Origin of the sequence: Mesorhizobium sp. Root552, assembly GCF_001427285.1 — a bacterium.
Taxonomy (GTDB): Bacteria; Pseudomonadota; Alphaproteobacteria; order Rhizobiales; family Rhizobiaceae; genus Mesorhizobium.
The window spans coordinates 1-17,041 of sequence record NZ_LMFV01000016.1; the positions used below are offsets into that span (position 1 = coordinate 1).

Consider the following 17,041-nt stretch of genomic DNA (forward strand, 5'->3'; position numbering starts at 1 on the left):
TCGGCTGTCGGCGCTTACGACAGCAACTGGGAAGAGTTCACCGGCAAGGTTCGCTTGGACGTGAACGCTTCCGAGCAGCTCTCGCTCTTCGTGATGGGTGGCTGGGGTACGTCGGACGCTGTGACCGACGCTCTGAACGGCGGCCAGAACTTCTACAAGAACTGGGGCGGCGATTGGGCTGTCTGGGGCGGCGGCTCCTACCAGATCAACGAGAAGACCGCGTTCAACGTTCAGGCTTCGTATGACGATTTCGAGACTCTCGGCATCGTTGCCAACGTTGCTTACACGGTTGTCCCGGGCTTCGTCGTTACGGCTGAAGTTGACTACTACGACACGCCTGTTGATGACGGTATCGGCGGCATCCTGCGCTTCCAGCGCTCGTTCTAATCAGCTGACAAGCTGATCTGAGTTGCGGCCCGTGATCTTCGGATCACGGGCCGTTTCCATTTGCGCTACACATCATGAAATTTCTCTACCTCGATTTACCTGCTGCGCGGATGCAAGCTCAAACCCTTTCTGACTTCGTCTTCGCAGTGCCGTGCAGGGATGGTCGTGCGTGACGCACTTGGAGCCAAGGGAGGCGACCTGTTAGATAACTTCGAAGCCGCTTAATGCGCGCGATACATACTTCAAGCCGGATAGCTGCGCCTGGTATGAGGTGTTCCAACTAACACGGAGCTCCCAGAAGGCGGTGGAACGGTCATGACGACGCTGATCCAGATGAGCGAATGGATGGCGAAGCTGTCGTGTTATTTGTCGCGACGCATAAGATGCGGCGCGCAGTCGCATGTACTATCGTTAGCAAGATAGCCACCGTAGCTCCGAGACAGATTTTGTTTTGTTGGTATTTTTGTTGGTATTTGAAACAAGTCGTCAAAAAAATATCTTGTAATATCAGTATATTAATTCGTACGTTCGATGCCTCTTCTGGCACCATCTGATCCCGACTGCCAACGGGGTCGACAAGGCAAATCCTTTCACTCCGTCCTGTTCACCCCGCATTTGTCGGGCCTCCTGCAGGCGCGTTCGGCTCTTGCCCGCTCCAGCCAACCGATCGTTTACCATAGGTGAAGCGAAACCAGACGGGTAACGCATGATTGTCTCTCGCCCCTTATGCTAGGCGCGACCTTTCAATGTGAAACGCCGGGTGAAGCGCTCGAAGCATGTGCGGATTTGCTGGTTACGTCGGCCATGTGCATGACGCGGACACGCTGCTGACGCAGATGACCGCGGCGATTGCGCATCGCGGCCCCGACGAGCAAGGCAAATTCATAGCTCCCGGCGCAGGGCTCGGCCATGCGCGGCTCTCCATCGTCGGGCTGGGCGATGGCCAGCAGCCGATGTCGGACCAGACCGGGCAATTGACCATCGCCTTCAACGGCGAAATCTTCAACTATGTCGAGTTGCGCGACGAGCTGCGGGCCAGGGGCCGGCGCTTCCGCACATCCAGTGATACCGAAGTCATCCTGCACCTCTATGACGAGATGGGTGAAGACTGCCTGTCGCTTCTCAACGGCGATTTCGCCTTCGCGCTGTGGGACCAGCGGCAACGGCGCATGATGCTGGCCCGCGACCGCATGGGCGTGCGACCGCTCTTCCATACGCAGCGGGACGGAACGCTCTATTTCGCCTCGGAGATAAAGGCGCTTCTCAAGGTGCCGGGGGTTACGGCCGAAATCGATCCGATCGCGCTCGACCAGGTTTTCACGCTGTGGGCGCCCATCGCGCCGCGCACCGCCTTCCGCAACATCGATGAACTCGAGCCCGGCAGGCTGATGACCGTCGAGCAGGGCCGCACCCGCATCAGGACCTACTGGCAGCTCGACTTTCCGCATCGCGATGCTTCGCCGCGGATCGCCAGCGAAGCCGAGGCGGCAGAGGAATTGCGCGCGCTTTTGACCGACGCGGTAAAACTGCGCATGCGCGCCGACGTGCCCGTCGGCTCCTACCTTTCGGGCGGGCTGGACTCCTCGCTGGTCTCGGCACTTGCCGCCGGCATGACGCCGCAGGGTCTCAAGACGTTCTCGGTCACCTTCGACAGCGCCGAACACGACGAAAGCGCCTACCAGCAGGAGATGGCCGCCGCCCTTGGCGCTCAACATCGAATGGTTGCCTGTCACGAAGGCGACATAGCGCGCGTCTTTCCAGAGGTGATCCGCTTCACCGAACGGCCGATCATCCGCACCGCCCCTGCTCCGCTTTTTCAACTGTCCGGGCTGGTCCGCGACGCCGGGCTGAAAGTGGTCCTGACGGGCGAAGGAGCAGACGAGGTCTTCGCCGGCTACGATGTCTTCAAGGAAGCGCGCGTGCGCCGCTTCTGCGCCCGCCAGCCGGCCTCGCAGATCAGGCCGCACCTGTTCCGCAAACTCTACCCTTACCTGCCGGGCTTGCAGCAGCAGTCGGTCGAGTATCTCGCCGCATTCTTCGGCGCCAACGACGCCGCACCCGACGATCCGCTGTTTTCGCACCGGCCACGGTTCAAGACCACATCCGCCGCCAAGATCTTTTTCTCGGGCGACCTGCGCGAGACGCTGCAAGGCTACGACGCGGCGGACGACCTTGTTGGCCGGCTGCCCGATGCCTTCGCGCATTGGCATCCGCTCAACCAGGCGCAGTATCTGGAAAGCCGCTTCCTCCTGCCGGGCTACATCCTCTCCAGCCAGGGCGACCGCATGGCTATGGCGCACGGCATCGAAGGCCGCTTCCCCTTCCTCGATCACCGTCTCGTCGAGTTCGCCTCGCGGCTCCCGCCCGAAATGAAGCTGAAAGGGCTGGTGGAAAAGCACATACTGCGCAAGGCGGCAGGCGGCCTGCTTCCGCCCCGGATACTCGATCGCACCAAGCAACCCTACCGCGCGCCGGACAGCCAGGCATTCATGGGCAGTGGCGAGCTCGACTATGTGCGCGATTGCCTGAACGAGAAAAGTATCGCGGCAGATGGCCTGTTCAACGCCAAGGCCGTGGCAAAGCTTCATCAAAAATGCAGCACACAGCCGGTGTCGGGCTTCCGCGACAATGCGGCCTTCGTCGGCATCCTGTCGACGCAGCTGTGGCAACGGAATTTCGCCGAAAACGGCAAACGGGCCGAACAGGCGGCCTGAAGCACAAAAGAAGGGAAACGCATGGCCGAGGCAATCAAGGACAGGGTCCGCAATTTCATCGTCGAGAATTTTCTGTTCGGCGACACGTCCTACCAACTGGCGGATGACGCATCGCTGATCGAGAACGACATCATCGATTCGACCGCCGTGCTGGAACTGGTCGCCTTCATCGAGGACAATTTCGGCATCACCATGAGCGATACCGACATCGTTCCTGCCAATCTCGACTCGCTTGCACGCATCTCGTCCTTCATCGAGACGCGCGCAGGGTCGGTCGCGGCATAGTCGGACAGCGATGAGGGCAGGTCGTTGCGCATCGAGCAGTTTCTAACCGACAAGGCCGCAAGCCATCCGCGCAAGGTGGCTCTCGTCACCGATCGCAAACGGCTGTGCTACGAGGAGCTCGACAACCTTTCCAGCCGATTGGCGGGCGCTCTCGCCAAAAATGGCGTGAAACGCAACGATCGTGTCCTGATCTTCATGGACAATTGCTGGGAAGCCGCCGTCTCGATCTTCGCGGTTCTGAAGGCCGGCGCCACCTTCAGCCCGATCAACGCCTCCACCAAGGCCGACAAGCTGGCTTTCATCCTGACCGACTGCGAAGCCTCCGCCATCCTCACCCAGGCAAAGCTGATGCCGGTGGTTGCCGAAGCGGTTGCCGGAAAAGCTCCAATCTTCGTGGCGTCCACGCTCGGGCCCAACGGCCAGTGTCCGGCCGGCGCGGCTTCCTTCACGGACTGCCTCGCAAACGAGCCGCGGGAGATCGACCATCATGGCATAGATGTCGATCTTGCCATGCTGATCTACACTTCGGGCTCAACTGGCCGACCCAAGGGCGTGATGATGTCCCACCGCAATTGTGATGCGGCTTCGGACTCAATCACCACCTATCTGAGAAACACGCCGGACGATATCATCCTCAACGTCCTGCCGTTGGCCTTCGACTACGGCCTCTACCAGCTTTTGATGGCGGTCCGGATGGGTGCAACGCTGGTTCTGGAAAAGTCCTTCGCATTTCCGCAAGCGATCTTCGACCGCATCCGGGAAGAGGGCGTCACCGGCCTGCCGCTGGTGCCTACCATGGCGGCTATGATCTTGCAGATGCGTGACCTTCAGCCGGGCTTCCTGCCCAGCCTGCGCTACATCACCAACACCGCCGCTGCCCTGCCCATTGCCCACATTGAGCGTATGCGGTCGCTTTTCCCCGGCGTGCAGCTCTATTCGATGTACGGCCTGACTGAGTGCAAGCGCTGTACCTACCTGCCGCCGGAAGAACTGGATCGGCGGCCGGGATCGGTCGGGATCGCCATTCCCAACACGGAAGCCTTCGTCGTCGATGAAGACGGCAAGCGGGCCGCACCGGACGTTGCGGGCGAGTTGGTCATTCGCGGACCGCATGTGATGCAGGGCTATTGGCGCAACGAAGCAGCCACGCAACGAATGTTGCGGCCCGGCCCCAATGCTTGGGAAAAGGTTCTCTACACCGGAGATCTGTTCAAGGCCGACAAGGATGGCTTTCTCTATTTCGTCGGACGCAAGGACGACATCATCAAGACGCGCGGGGAAAAGGTCGCTCCAAAGGAAGTGGAGGCGGTGCTGCATATGCATCCAGGCGTCGCGGAGGCAGTCGTCGTCGGGTTGCCCGATCCGGTGCTTGGACAGGCAATCAGCGCCCTTGTCGTGCTGTCGGATCCGGCGCTGACCGAAAAAGACATCATTCGCCACTGCGCTCACCACCTCGAGGATTTCATGGTGCCCAAGTCCATCGAATTCCGGTCGGAGTTACCGAAAACGGAAACCGGGAAGATCAGCCGGCGGCTGGCGGCGGAATCCGTAGGGGCTGCACAATGAGCGTCGATTCATCCGCATTGCTGGCGCTCGACGCGGAAGCCGAAATCGACCGCATCGCGACCGGCCTGCGTGAGCAGTTGCGTGGCATGCGCAAGCGCGGCCTGGTGCTCGGGTTATCTGGCGGCATCGATTCAAGCGTGTCGCTTGCCCTCGCGGTCCGCGCCGTCGGCGCCAGGAACGTGTTCTGCGTTTTCATGCCGGAAGACGATTCCGACCCTGACAGCCTTCGTCTAGGGCGGCTCGTTTCAAAAACCTTCGGTGTCGAGGCGGCGGTGGAAGATATCGGCCCGACCTTGCGCGCGATGGGGTGCTACGAACGCCGCGATACATTCATCCGGGAGCTTGTTCCGGACTACGGTCCGGGCTGGGCGTCAAAGATCGTCATCGCGAATGCGCTCGAAAGCGAGGGCTACAATATTTCTTCCCTCGTCGTGCAGGACCCACAAGGCCGCCAGACAAGACTGCGCATGCCGCCTGCCGTCTATCTCGGCATCGTCGCGGCGACAAACATGAAACAGCGTACACGCAAGCAGATCGAATATTTCCATGCCGATCGCCTGAACTTCGCAGTCGTCGGCACGCCGAACCGGCTTGAGTACGATCAGGGTTTCTTCGTCAAGAACGGCGATGGCGCGGCCGACGTGAAACCTATTGCCCACCTTTACAAGACGCAGGTCTATGCCCTTGCCGCCCACCTCGGCATCCCGGAAGAAATCCGAAAGCGCCCACCTACGACCGACACCTATTCGCTCGCGCAGACGCAAGAGGAATTCTATTTCTCGCTGCCCTACGATCGCATGGACCTATGCCTCTACGGTCTCAACAACGGCATGGCCGCTGAGGTAGTCGGACAGGCAGCAGGACTGACCGCCGAGCAAGTCGAACGGGTCTGGGCGGATATCACTGCAAAGCGCAAGGCGACGCGGTATCTGCATCTCGGCCCGCAACTGATTTCAAAGGTCGAGGAGATCGGAGGATGATCCCAGCCGGTCTATGACTGGCGCGTGTCAGGCAAAACGCCCGCCGATCAGCCTGCTCCACTGTTCACCTGCAATACCGTTCAGGAAGGCTTGCGACCCCGTCATTACCTTCAGCAGTTCTTCATCACGCGAATGGACGACCGTGGAGGCAACCGGCACAAAGGCGATGCGTTTTGACAGCATCGCCTCCATGAGTACCGGCTGCGTACGGCCACGCAGGCCGCACACACCACGCGCCGCTGCATGATCTACAAGGCAATCGATGACATGGCCCGCCTGACCGGGGCGCGCCAGAAGCTGAAGAACGCGGCCGATTCCCCCCGGCTTCGCATAGTAAGCAAAAGCGCCCACCACACTTCCCGACGGCGAAGCTACCGATGCAAAAACAAGTTCGCCGAGATCCGGCTTCTGCCCGGCATCGGCGAGAATCCAGTCGAGGGCGCTTGCTTCCCAGTCCGGCCTGAGAGCGAAGTGGCCGGTCAGAGGTTCCAGAAGCCGGGCAAACTCCATGCTCCCGATTTGCGAGACCTGCAGCGGCAGCGGCGGGCTCTGCTGACCGGCGGCTACCCCTGACCATTTGCGCGTGCCAGGCTTTATGCGTCGGTTGTGGAGCCCATCGACGACTGCTGTCAGTGGAGAAAACATCCGCAGCATGCCGATGCGGCTGGAGGCAAGGCTCGCGGCAAAACCTAGAGGTCGGATCACACGAACCCAGTCGAGGCTGTACTGCGACAGCACGGAACCGCGCAATCGAGTCCATAGCTGCGTGGCAACGTCGTTCGCAGTTTCGCTGAACGAGAGGTCTTGCGGCCCGTCGAGAAACGCCTTGAGCAACCGTGCGCCTGCCATTGGGTCTGTTTCGGGATTCGCGACCATCAGTGACCCGCAGATGGCGGCGCGCAGTTTTCGACCGTTGAACGTCATCGGCAGGACATGCGCACCAACAAAACCAGATACGCTGCTCGCATCATCGACATGGACAAGCGAATTGATCCCTTCCCCGCACCCCGGAGCGTCCAGGTAGAAGCGGCGCATGTAATCGGTGAGCGAGGCTGGCGCAGGCGACGACTTTTTACGCAGCACGCGTTGAAACATCTCAGCGACTGCTGGAAGGTCGGCTTCTTCAAACGCGCGAACCCGGCTCAAGCCACCGTCTCCGAAGACCTGGAAACCCCAAGTTTTCGCGCAATGGCAACGCGTGGCTTGCCATCCGCAAAAGCAAATTCGGGCTCGCCATATGCCTTGGTGCGCGCCAGCAGCGCGGCAACCTGACGATCCTGCCCTGCGCCAAATTCGAACAGCAGCCATCCATCCGGTTTAAGGTAATCAAGGGCCTCCCTGATCATGCGCTGCAGGATGGATATTCCGTATGGGCCGCCGTCGAACGCCTCGCGTGGCTCGCTGCTCAGCAGGTGGGCGCTTTCATTCTCAAGGCGTGACGAAGATATGTAAGGGGGGTTGCAGACGACCATATCAACTGCGCTCTTCAGCCCGTCAGCCCCGATTGCCGCAAACAGGTCCCCTTGGCGTATCGTCACCCGATCGGCAAGCGAATGGCGCAGGACGTTCGAGCGCGCCAAAGCGACGGTACTGTCGGTGAGGTCGGCCGCCCATATGCGCGCTTCAACGCAATGGCAGGCGACGGCAACGGCCAGATTTCCAGACCCACAGCACATATCTACAACGACAGGCGCGCCCTCCATCGAACCAAGGATCGAGACCGCATTCTTGCCGAGTAGTTCGGTCTCTTCGCGTGGAACCAGCACATCAGGCGCCAGTTCAATCTCGACGCCCATGAAACGGTGCAACCTCACCTGCGCGGGCATGGCATCATGGGATAGATCGGCGATATCCGGCACTGACAGCCCCATGGTCCTTGGGTGAATCTTTCACGCTTTACCAGTTCGAGGTAAATGGAAGCTGACATTGCCCAATTGCATGCGACGGCCATCGGGTTCCTTCGCGGGCAAGGATATTAGCTGCTCCTTCCAATGCTCGCTCGTATCCATTCACGGACGATTTCCGCTTCTCCGGGAACAAGCTCGTGCCCTGCGTCGATCTTGCGATCATCCAGATCGGCGCCGCATTCGGCAAACCAGTTCGCCAATACCGGCGCCCGCTTGCCGAAAGGATCCTGCGACCCTGTAACCATCAAAACGCGAGCGCCGGCGAGATCCGCCTTTGGCAGCTCGTCCAGCACCGGTATGGCACGCAGCAGGATCGCGCAGCGGATCGTATCGGGATGAAGCGCCATCACCGCTGCGGCGAAATTGGCTCCATTGGAAAATCCGAGAAAGGCAATGCGGGCCGCATCAATACCATAGCCCGCAATCGCGCCTTCGATAAATGCCACGAAGGCCTCAGCCTCGGAACGAATGTCGGCCTGATCGAAGGTCGTCGCAGTGTACCGGCGAAACCAGCGGGCAATGCCTTCCTCATGACTTCGTCCGCGAACGCCCAGCAGCGTCGCTCGGGGCGAGATGCGATGCGCAAGCGGCATGAGGTCGGCCTCATTGCCTCCACTGCCATGTAAAAGCACAATCGTGCTGCCATCCGGATCATCCGGCATATGGAAACGATGCACAAACGGCAGGTCGCGCTGCGGCAGGCGCGGCTTCCCCGGCATGGCAAACTGCGGCAGCATTACCTCGAGATCTTCAGCGTGTCCCCTGTCATGCGGTGGAACAATCAACTTTTCGCCAAGCCGCTCCGGAGCTTCATCGATGGCAAAGCCCGGCCCGTCCGTTGCCAGTTCGAACAGCGTTCCTCCCGGCTCCCGCACATAGAGTGAAATGAAGTAGTTGCGGTCATGGAAATTCGTCGGCGAAGAATTGAGCTTGGAAAACTCCGCTTGGGCAGACCGGACAGCCGCCACATCCGCAGCACGAAATGCGATATGATCGGCTGTGCCACTTCCGGGAATCCCCGCGACATATCCGGTCGCATCCCGTATATCGACCGCATCGGTGTCGGAAAGCATCCGCTGCGTATTTTCCGAACGCGGTCCCGGTCGATAGCCAAATCGCGCGACGAAAGAGCCCGTCTGCTCGGGCGTCTCGGTCAGAATTGTCACCGCCCGCAGCCGTCGCGGCGCGATTGCTGCATCGCCCCACGGCTCGGCTGAGGGCAGGTCGATACCGACCAGCTTTACAATGATGCCGTCTGGATCTTTCAACCGCAACAGCGGTTCGCCAAACTCGCGCGACGGCCCCTCGAAGGATACGCCGTGGTTCAAGGCGCGCGTCATCCATTCGCCAAGGCTTGTCTGCGGCACCGCAAAGGCGACTTCCGAAACCTGGCCATTGCCAACGCGCCCAGGCGCTCCGTCTTCCCAGACCAGAAAGGTAACTAGCGAACCGGGCGATCCCAGGCGGTCACCATAAAAGAGGTGCAGCTGCGTAGCATCCTCGTAGCCGCCCGTCCGCTTGACGAGGCGCAGACCTAGAAACCCCGCATAAAAATCGACATTCCTTTGGACATCCCGCGTGATCAGCGTGACGTGATGGATGCCATGCGCGACGGGATCGTTCATGCGAGGAACCTCGAATATTCGGACGTCAAGTTAACGGGTTCAGGCAGAGCGGCAATCCGCGCCGCGGCTACCAATACAGCAATCGCATCCAATGGCGACAAAACGAACCACAAATAGTATGATCGCCCACGGGGCAGGTTGCGGTTTGGCGTGACCAGTCACGCCGAATGATCCATATGCCGCGACCGGCCCGAAACCGATCGGAGGAATGGTCATGGCAAATTTCCATGTCTACGCGGCTGGTACCGGCAGCACCATACAAGACCCGGCTATCCGCAGGATTGGCATATCGGATGTTTTCGACGCACTCAATCGCGGCATCGAGGATTTCTGGGACAAGCCCTCGCACTATGTCTTCTTGTGCCTGATTTATCCGATCGTTGGCGGATTCCTAATAAGCTGGACCTCCGGCGGTGATGCCCTTCAACTTATCTACCCGTTGATGACCGGCTTTGCCTTGCTCGGCCCCATTGCCGCGATCGGTCTCTATGAGATCAGCCGCCGCCGCGAACAGAACCTCGACACTTCCTGGCGCCGCGCCTTCGATGTCAGGAAATCCCCCGCCATGCCGGCCATTGTCGTGATCGGCATAATGTTGGTGGTACTTTTCGCAGTCTGGATGATGACGGCCCAGGCGCTCTACACCCACCTCTATGGCAACACCGCCCCAGCTTCCTTCATGGGTTTTGTCGAAGACGTGCTGACGACACAGCGCGGATGGGCCCTTATTATCCTTGGCAACGGCCTTGGTTTGATTTTCGCGCTGATCGTCCTCAGCACAACGGTCGTTGCCTTTCCGCTGCTGCTCGACCGGGATGTCGGCGCCTATGCCGCCATCACCACTTCTGCCCGAGCGATGATGATGAATCCGGGACCCATGCTGCTCTGGGGTGTGATCGTTGCCGCCGGACTGGTCATTGGCGCCATCCCGCTTCTGGTCGGGCTTGCCGTGGTCCTGCCGGTTCTGGGCCACTCCACCTGGCACCTCTATCGCAAGCTGGTGGGGCCAATGCCGGAGGCGAACAGAACAAGGCAGCGGATGTAAGTTTAAGTTCGCACGAACCCTTCGCTCGCCTTGAGCAAACGGCGCGTGTAATCCTGGCTGACATCGCGCGTGCCCAGTGCAGACGCGGCGAGGCTCTCAACCGCCTCGCCGTTCTGCATCACCATCAACCGTTCGCACATATGAGCGATGACGGCGAGGTCGTGACTGACCATCAGGAAAGTCAATTTGCGGTCGCGACGCACCTGTTCCAGAAGGTTGAGGACCTCCGCCTGCACCGAGGCATCGAGGGCCGAAGTCGGCTCATCGAGCAAAAGGATCGAGGGTTCCACGATCAGCGCACGCGCAATCGCCACGCGCTGGCGTTGGCCGCCTGACAGCTGATGCGAATAACGGAAGCGAAAACCGGAGCCGAGACCAACCTCGTCCAGCGCCCGGCGGATGCGCTGCTCGCCATCGGGGAAGCCGTGAATGGCCAGCGGTTCCTGCAGCAGGCGGTCGACCGTCTGGCGCGGATGCAGGGAACCGTAAGGGTCTTGGAACACCATCTGCACCTTGCGATAAAATTCCTTGTCACGCTTTCTGCCGAGCACCTGGCCGCCAACGGCAATCTTGCCGGAGGCAACCGGAACAAGCCCGGCAATTGCACGCAGAAGGGTCGATTTGCCAGAACCCGATTCCCCTACGAGTCCAAAAGATTCCCCTTGGGCAACGTCCAGGCTGACGCCCCGCAACGCCCGGAAATGGTCGAACACCACTTTCACTTGGTCGACGCGCAGCATGGATGTCATGCCGCCCACTCCGGTTTGCGATCCAGTACCGGCAATGGGTGACGATCGGCATCGATCCTCGGCATGCAGTCAAGCAGGCCGCGCGTATAGGGATGTTCGGCGCGGCCAAGGTCGGAGGCTTTCAGTTCCTCGACCACCTTGCCGGCATACATGACGATGACCCGGTCGCAGAAGGATGAAACCAGGCGCAGGTCGTGCGAGATGAAGATCAGGCCCATGCCGCGGTCGGCAACCAGCCGGTCGAGAATATTGAGGACATCGAGCTGGACGGTGACGTCGAGCGCCGAAGTCGGCTCGTCGGCAATCATCAATTCCGGATTGGCAATGAGCATCATGGCGATCATCGCGCGCTGGCCCATGCCGCCCGATACTTCATGCGGATGCAGATCGAATACGCGCTTCGGATCACGGATCTGCACCGCTTCAAGCATCTGGAGCGTTCGCTCGCGCGCCTCCGCATTGCCTACCTTCTCATGCGTGCGCAAAGTTTCCACGATCTGCCGTCCGATCGTCATGACAGGGTCGAGGGAATATTTCGGATCCTGCAGGATCATGGCGATGCGGTTGCCGCGCAAAGCGCGCCGCTGCTTCGCGGGCAGCGACCTCAGGTCGACGCCATCGAAGGAAAGCTTGGCGGCAGAAATGCGCGCCTGCGGCGGGGTGAGGCCCATGATGGCCCGGCCCGTCTGCGATTTGCCCGAACCCGACTCCCCAACGATGCCCAACCGCTCCCGCCCGAGCGAGAACGAAACGCCCCGCACCGCTTCAATCACGCCGGTTCGGGTCGGGAAGGTCACGCGCAGGTCTTCGATCTCAAGGAGCGCACTCATTGGTCGCCGCTCCTTGGATCGAGCGCATCGCGAAGGCCGTCACCCAAAAGATTGAAACCGAGGCTGACAATCAGGATCGCGAAACCGGGAGCACCGGCCACCCACCATTGGTCGAGGATGAAACGCCGACCCGAGGCGATCATCGCACCCCACTCAGGCAAGGGCGGCTGCGCGCCAAGACCGAGAAAGCCAAGGCCGGCGGCAGTCAGGATGATGCCCGCCATGTCGAGCGTAACCCTGACGATCAGCGAGGAGATGCACATCGGCATGATGTGTCGCAACACGATGCGCATCGGCGACGCGCCCATCAACTGCACTGCCTTGATGTAGTCGGAATTGCGCACGGTCAAAGTTTCGGCCCGGGCAATGCGTGCATAAGGCGGCCAAGACGTGACAGCAATTGCCAGCACCGCATTCTCGATGCCCGGCCCCAGGGCGGCCACAAAGGCCAATGCAAGCACAAGCTTCGGAAAGGCAAGGTAGATATCGGTGACGCGCATCAGGACTGCATCGATCCAGCCGCCGGCATATCCGGCCACCGTTCCAACCAAAAGTCCGATCGGTGCCGCGATCACGGCAACCAGCACCACCACGAACAATGTCCAGCGCGAACCGTGGATGACGCGCGAAAGGATATCGCGGCCGAGGTCGTCCGTACCGAACCAGTGCTGCGCACTGGGCGGAAGCAACCGCGCATTCTTCAGATCGCCGATGGTCGGCGAATAAGGCGCCAGCACATCGGCCAGCGCCGCGACGACCAGCAGGGCTATGATGATGAAGAGGCCGACCATGGCGAGCCGGTTGGCTGAGAACCGACGCCATGTGACGTAGGCGCGTCCGAGCCTGGCCTGCATCCGCGACGCGGGGCGTTCCGACAAGAGCCATTCGCGTCGTGTTTCGGCAACGGTGCTCATTCGTCCTTCGTCCTTGGATCGAGCATACGGTAGAGCAAGTCCGACAGGAGGTTGATGCCGATGAAGACCGAGCCAATGACGATTGTGCCGCCAAGCACGGCGTTCATGTCGGCATTCTGGAGCGAATTGGTGATGTACAGTCCGATGCCGGGCCAGGAAAATACCGTTTCGGTCAGCACCGAACCTTCCAGAAGGCCTGCGTATGACAAGGCGATGACCGTCACCATTGGAACGGCGGCATTACGCAGCGCGTGGCCCCAGATGATGCGGGTTTCCGACAGTCCCTTGGCGCGCGCGGCGACGATGTATTCCTGCGACAGTTCATTGAGCATGAAGGAGCGGGTCATGCGGCTGATGTAGGCGAGCGAGAAATAGCCAAGCAGCGAAGCCGGCAGGATGATGTGACGCAACAGGTCCCAGAACACATCCCACTGCCCCTGCCATGCCGCGTCGAACAGATAAAAGCCGGTGATCGGCGAGAACGTATATTCGAAGACGATGTCTATGCGCCCGGGATAGGCCACCCACTGCAATTGCGCATAAAACAGCACCAATCCGAGCAGGCCGAGCCAGAAGATCGGCACCGAGTACCCAACCAGACCGATGATGCGCACGATCTGGTCGACAAGGCTGCCGCGCTTGACGGCCGCCAGAACGCCAAGCGGAATGCCGATGACCGAGCCGATAAGCGTTCCCAAAGTCGCTAGTTCAATGGTCGCGGGGAAGACCCGGCGTATATCCGTCATCACCGGATTGGTCGTGAGCACGGACGTGCCGAAATCACCGCTCAGGGCGCTTTTCAGATAAATGTAGAATTGCTGGATCAGCGGCAGGTCGAGACCCATTTCACGCCGCACCCGCTCGACCACGTTAGAAGGCGCCCGGTCACCGAGCACCGCCAGAACAGGGTCGATCGGGATAACCCGGCCAATGAAAAATGTCACCGCAAGCAGACCGAGATAGGTGGTCGCCGCAATGACCAGGAAGCGGCCGATCGACATCCCAATGCCAACGGCGCGCCGTCGACGCGCCGTCGCTTCAAATTCGGCCACGCTCACGCGAAGCGTCCTTTTCAGTTATTCCTTCGAGATCTGGCCGACGAAGTTGGTGTCGAAACTCGGGCCAAGCTTGAAGTCCTTGAGATTGGCCCTCAAGCCGGCAACCTCCGTCTGCTGGAAGATGATGACAAACGGGCCTTCGTCCAGGATCGTCTTCTGGAGTTCCTTGTAGAGCTCGGCCCGCTTGCCCGAATCCTTTTCGAGCAGCGCTGCCTCTGTCTTCTTGGTCAGTTCCGGCACGTCCCAGGCATTTCGCCATGCCAGCGTCTTGCTTTTGCCTTCATCCGAATTGTCCGGGTTGCTGGCGAAGGTCTGGGCGTTCGAGTTGGGATCGAAATAGTCCTGCCCCCACTGACCGATATAGATATCGTGGTTGCGGGCACGGTACTTGGTCAGCGTCTGCTTGCCGTCGCCGGGGATGATCTCAAGCTTGATGCCGGCTTGGCCAACCGTTTGCTGGATAGACTCGGCGATACCCGTCACGGGTTGCGTGTTGCGCACGTCCATAGTGACATTGAACCCGTCCTTCAGCCCGGCCTTCTCGAGCAGTTCCTTGGCTTTGGCCACATCAAACTTGAACGGGTTCTCGTCGACTGCGCCCAAATCGCCCTTGGGCAGAAACGATTGATGGATTTCGCCGATGCCCTTGATCAGGGTAGAACCGATCGCATCGTAGTCGACCAGATACTTGAATGCCTGCCGCACCTCCGGCTTGGCGAGATTCGGATTCTTCTGGTTGAGGCTGATGTAATAAACCGTGCCCTTCGGCGCGCTGGTCGTCTTGAGATCAGTGTTCTTGGCCACCGCGTCAAGATCGTTCGGCTCGAGGTTGCGCGCCACGTCGATGTCACCGGCCTCCAGCGCCAGGCGCTGGCCGGAGCTTTCCTTCATATGACGATAGATGACGCGGGCGAGCTTGGCCTTTTCGCCGTGGTAGTTGTCGTTACGCTCCATCACAACGGCTTCGTTGGCGCGCCATTCGCGCAGCTTGTAAGCGCCCGAACCCGCGGAATTGGTCTTCAGCCAGTCGTTGCCGAAGTCGTTGTCGAACTTGTAGTCGTCGCTTGGCGTCACCGGCTTGACGTGCTCGAGAACAGCCTTCTTGTCGACCACGGAAGCAACTGTCGCCGACAGGCAGTTGAGCACGAAGCTCGGCGCATAGGCTTTGTCCACGGTGAAAACAAAAGTCGTCTCGTCGGCAGCCTTGGCCTTTTCGGCGACATTGTCACCGGTCAAGCCGAACTGCGACAATATGAATGCGGGGCTCTTGTCGAGCTTGACGGCCCGCTCGAACGACCATGCAACATCCTCGGCGGTGATCGGGTTGCCGGAGGCGAACTTCATGCCCGGCTTCAACTTGAAAGTATAGGTCAGGCCGTCGTCGGAAACCGTCCAGCTTTCAGCCAGGTCGCCATTGACCTTTGACGTGTCGGTCAGGTCGAGGCGGACCAGAAGGTCGTAAGTGTTTCCGGTGACTTCCGCAGTCGAAAGCTCGAAAGCTTCGCCGGGGTCCATGGTGATGATATCGTCAATTGCAAAACCTTCGACCAGCGTGTCGGCAGGTGTGACCGCGAAAGCCGGCATTGCACCAACCAGAACTGCCGACATGGCCGCACCGGCCAGCCACAGACGAGAGCGGAGCGCAATCTTTTCCATCATCATGTTCGTGTTCCCTGTTTTTTGTTGGCCTGGATTGCTGAGGTAGCAAAGTGGCATCGAGGTGCAGTCGCGCAGCGCCACAACCTCGATTTCGGTCAACCATATCCGCCCGTTTTCGACGCGGCAACGGGGATTTTGCGAATAGCGTTCGACTGGGTTCAGATCGGTTTCGAACCGCTGTCGATGAGGCGATTTGCAGCCGTTCGGGCGATCGCTTCAGGCAGAGCAAGGTGCCATTGAGTGCCGCAATAGGAGCGAAAATCGAAGCAGGGCAAGCCTGGGCAAACCTCAAATTCAATCAGGTGCAAGGTGTCGTCTGGCTCAACACGGAGATCGAGTGAGAAAACATCGTGCAGGCCCAGGCTGCGCATCAACTTACCCGTCAGTTCCCGTATTTTCCGGTCGGCGCCGGGCTGGCTGTCGATAACCGCCTCAAGTAACGGCTCGGCATAGATGCCTTGCGTTTTGGCCGCTTCGCCCGTTTCACCGTAGAGGGCAAGGCTGTCATCCATTGTCTGGAAATCCGACCCTGAGTCGACAAAGGAAATGCCGAGAGCTTCAACCCCGGCACGCCGTTCCAGACCCAGGAAGCTTGCCCTGACATTTCGACCGGGAACATAAGGCTGGACCAGCGCGTCGTCGCGGTAAGCGCCAAAAATGCGCCGGCTAATCTCAAGTGCGGAGCCAAGATCGTGGCAACGAGAATCCGGCCAGATACCGATCTTCGCTCCCAACCGATTAGGCTTGACGAACCAGCCGCTTCCAGACGACGGCGGCTCAACTAGCCACTCGCCGTTACGGGCCAACCCGGCCGACGGCACGGGCAAGCCGTGCGCGCCAAGAACCGCGCCGGAGCGAAACTTGTCCTGACAAAGGGCAAAAAGGGTGTCGTCTGCGCCGATGGTTCGCAATCCATTGAGACGCGCCAGAGCAGGCGCGGCACCGCCTCGAAAATATGCAATGCCGTCGGTCAGCGTCCAAACCAAAGTCCGCTCCGGGTTCTGGCCAGCCAGCGCCGCTGAGGCATCATCGAGTTCGACCGGCCGGAAAGTGAGCCCATGCGCCTTGCAGGCTTGCGACAGGTCATCGAACTCGACGGCAAGATCGGTCGATTGCGCCAGATAGGACGCGATTTCCGCCGCGTGTCCTTTGTCAAATCCCTCGGCCAACAAGCGGCCCAAGCATGCGGCCTCCGGCTCATGGACCAGGATGAGGGTGGGAACCGGCATGGCTAGCAATCCTGGATGGCTGTTCGATTTCGCCTCGCAGTTTGGCATCCGCAAAGGTGGATGTTTGCAACGAAACCGACACCGCTTCGACGC

Annotated in this window: 15 protein-coding genes; 6 read left to right on the forward strand and 9 right to left on the reverse strand. The window is 60.1% G+C overall.

Annotated elements, in window-relative coordinates:
• From ASD50_RS09340 to nadE, 5 genes are all read left to right on the forward strand, one after another.
• The coding region (locus ASD50_RS09340) for a porin (protein ID WP_200952389.1) at window positions 1-387 on the forward strand (387 nt) is incomplete at its 5' end.
• 776 nt (window positions 388-1,163) lie between these two features.
• Window positions 1,164-3,101: an asparagine synthase (glutamine-hydrolyzing) gene (asnB, locus tag ASD50_RS09345; RefSeq protein WP_056239538.1), complete on the forward strand. Its 1,938-nt coding sequence runs from the start codon at window positions 1,164-1,166 to the stop codon at window positions 3,099-3,101.
• Between the two features lie 21 nt (window positions 3,102-3,122).
• Window positions 3,123-3,386, forward strand: a complete 264-nt coding sequence (locus tag ASD50_RS09350) for an acyl carrier protein (protein ID WP_056239541.1) — start codon at window positions 3,123-3,125, stop codon at window positions 3,384-3,386.
• Between the two features lie 24 nt (window positions 3,387-3,410).
• A complete protein-coding gene (locus ASD50_RS09355; RefSeq protein ID WP_056239547.1) occupies window positions 3,411-4,952 on the forward strand; it encodes a class I adenylate-forming enzyme family protein in 1,542 nt (513 codons plus the stop codon).
• Window positions 4,949-5,932 (forward strand): NAD(+) synthase, encoded by a 984-nt coding sequence (nadE, locus tag ASD50_RS09360; protein WP_056239553.1) that lies wholly within the window; start codon window positions 4,949-4,951, stop codon window positions 5,930-5,932. The genes ASD50_RS09355 and nadE overlap by 4 nt, the downstream gene beginning before the upstream one ends.
• Before the next feature lie 27 nt (window positions 5,933-5,959).
• Here nadE and ASD50_RS09365 read toward each other — a convergent pair whose 3' ends face one another.
• The 3 genes from ASD50_RS09365 to ASD50_RS09375 form a co-directional block, all read right to left on the reverse strand.
• Entirely contained in the window at window positions 5,960-7,078 is a 1,119-nt protein-coding gene (locus ASD50_RS09365; RefSeq protein ID WP_056239556.1) for a hypothetical protein, read from the reverse strand.
• On the reverse strand, window positions 7,075-7,803 hold the full coding sequence (locus tag ASD50_RS09370; RefSeq protein WP_056239559.1) for a N5-glutamine methyltransferase family protein: 729 nt from the start codon (window positions 7,801-7,803) through the stop codon (window positions 7,075-7,077). The genes ASD50_RS09365 and ASD50_RS09370 overlap by 4 nt, the downstream gene beginning before the upstream one ends.
• Window positions 7,804-7,907: 104 nt before the next feature.
• Window positions 7,908-9,464, reverse strand: a complete 1,557-nt coding sequence (locus ASD50_RS09375; RefSeq protein WP_056239562.1) for a VOC family protein — start codon at window positions 9,462-9,464, stop codon at window positions 7,908-7,910.
• Window positions 9,465-9,678: 214 nt separating this feature from the next.
• Here ASD50_RS09375 and ASD50_RS09380 point away from each other — a divergent pair, with 214 nt between their 5' ends.
• Entirely contained in the window at window positions 9,679-10,509 is an 831-nt protein-coding gene (locus ASD50_RS09380) for a DUF2189 domain-containing protein (protein WP_056239645.1), read from the forward strand.
• Between the two features lie 2 nt (window positions 10,510-10,511).
• Here the strand turns inward: ASD50_RS09380 and ASD50_RS09385 are convergent, their stop codons facing one another.
• The 6 genes from ASD50_RS09385 to ASD50_RS09410 form a co-directional block, all read right to left on the reverse strand.
• Complete coding sequence (locus ASD50_RS09385) at window positions 10,512-11,258, reverse strand: ABC transporter ATP-binding protein (protein ID WP_056239648.1); 747 nt, start codon at window positions 11,256-11,258, stop codon at window positions 10,512-10,514.
• Window positions 11,255-12,088: an ABC transporter ATP-binding protein gene (locus ASD50_RS09390; RefSeq protein ID WP_056239565.1), complete on the reverse strand. Its 834-nt coding sequence runs from the start codon at window positions 12,086-12,088 to the stop codon at window positions 11,255-11,257. The genes ASD50_RS09385 and ASD50_RS09390 overlap by 4 nt, the downstream gene beginning before the upstream one ends.
• Window positions 12,085-13,002, reverse strand: coding sequence for a nickel transporter permease (gene nikC, locus ASD50_RS09395; protein ID WP_056239570.1), 918 nt, complete (start codon window positions 13,000-13,002; stop codon window positions 12,085-12,087). Before nikC ends, ASD50_RS09390 begins: the two co-directional genes overlap by 4 nt.
• The gene (locus ASD50_RS09400) at window positions 12,999-14,003 is read right to left on the reverse strand and encodes an ABC transporter permease (RefSeq protein ID WP_056239573.1); all 1,005 of its coding nucleotides are present in this window, start codon (window positions 14,001-14,003) and stop codon (window positions 12,999-13,001) included. The genes nikC and ASD50_RS09400 overlap by 4 nt, the downstream gene beginning before the upstream one ends.
• Before the next feature lie 75 nt (window positions 14,004-14,078).
• Window positions 14,079-15,722, reverse strand: coding sequence for an ABC transporter substrate-binding protein (locus ASD50_RS09405; RefSeq protein ID WP_056239651.1), 1,644 nt, complete (start codon window positions 15,720-15,722; stop codon window positions 14,079-14,081).
• 155 nt (window positions 15,723-15,877) lie between these two features.
• Entirely contained in the window at window positions 15,878-16,948 is a 1,071-nt protein-coding gene (locus ASD50_RS09410; protein WP_056239575.1) for a D-alanine:D-lactate ligase-like protein, read from the reverse strand.
• Window positions 16,949-17,041: the final 93 nt, after the last annotated feature.

Bases quoted from the DNA above. Each gene is read 5' to 3' on its own strand.
- asnB (WP_056239538.1), top strand. From the start codon at position 1,164: ATGTGCGGATTTGCTGGTTACGTCGGCCATGTGCATGACGCGGACACG.
- ASD50_RS09350 (WP_056239541.1), top strand. From the start codon at position 3,123: ATGGCCGAGGCAATCAAGGACAGGGTCCGCAATTTCATCGTCGAGAAT.
- nadE (WP_056239553.1), top strand. From the start codon at position 4,949: ATGAGCGTCGATTCATCCGCATTGCTGGCGCTCGACGCGGAAGCCGAA.
- ASD50_RS09370 (WP_056239559.1), bottom strand. From the start codon at position 7,803: ATGGGGCTGTCAGTGCCGGATATCGCCGATCTATCCCATGATGCCATG.
- ASD50_RS09375 (WP_056239562.1), bottom strand. From the start codon at position 9,464: ATGAACGATCCCGTCGCGCATGGCATCCATCACGTCACGCTGATCACG.
- ASD50_RS09380 (WP_056239645.1), top strand. From the start codon at position 9,679: ATGGCAAATTTCCATGTCTACGCGGCTGGTACCGGCAGCACCATACAA.
- ASD50_RS09385 (WP_056239648.1), bottom strand. From the start codon at position 11,258: ATGACATCCATGCTGCGCGTCGACCAAGTGAAAGTGGTGTTCGACCAT.
- ASD50_RS09390 (WP_056239565.1), bottom strand. From the start codon at position 12,088: ATGAGTGCGCTCCTTGAGATCGAAGACCTGCGCGTGACCTTCCCGACC.
- nikC (WP_056239570.1), bottom strand. From the start codon at position 13,002: ATGAGCACCGTTGCCGAAACACGACGCGAATGGCTCTTGTCGGAACGC.
- ASD50_RS09400 (WP_056239573.1), bottom strand. From the start codon at position 14,003: ATGTCGATCGGCCGCTTCCTGGTCATTGCGGCGACCACCTATCTCGGT.
- ASD50_RS09405 (WP_056239651.1), bottom strand. From the start codon at position 15,722: ATGATGATGGAAAAGATTGCGCTCCGCTCTCGTCTGTGGCTGGCCGGT.
- ASD50_RS09410 (WP_056239575.1), bottom strand. From the start codon at position 16,948: ATGCCGGTTCCCACCCTCATCCTGGTCCATGAGCCGGAGGCCGCATGC.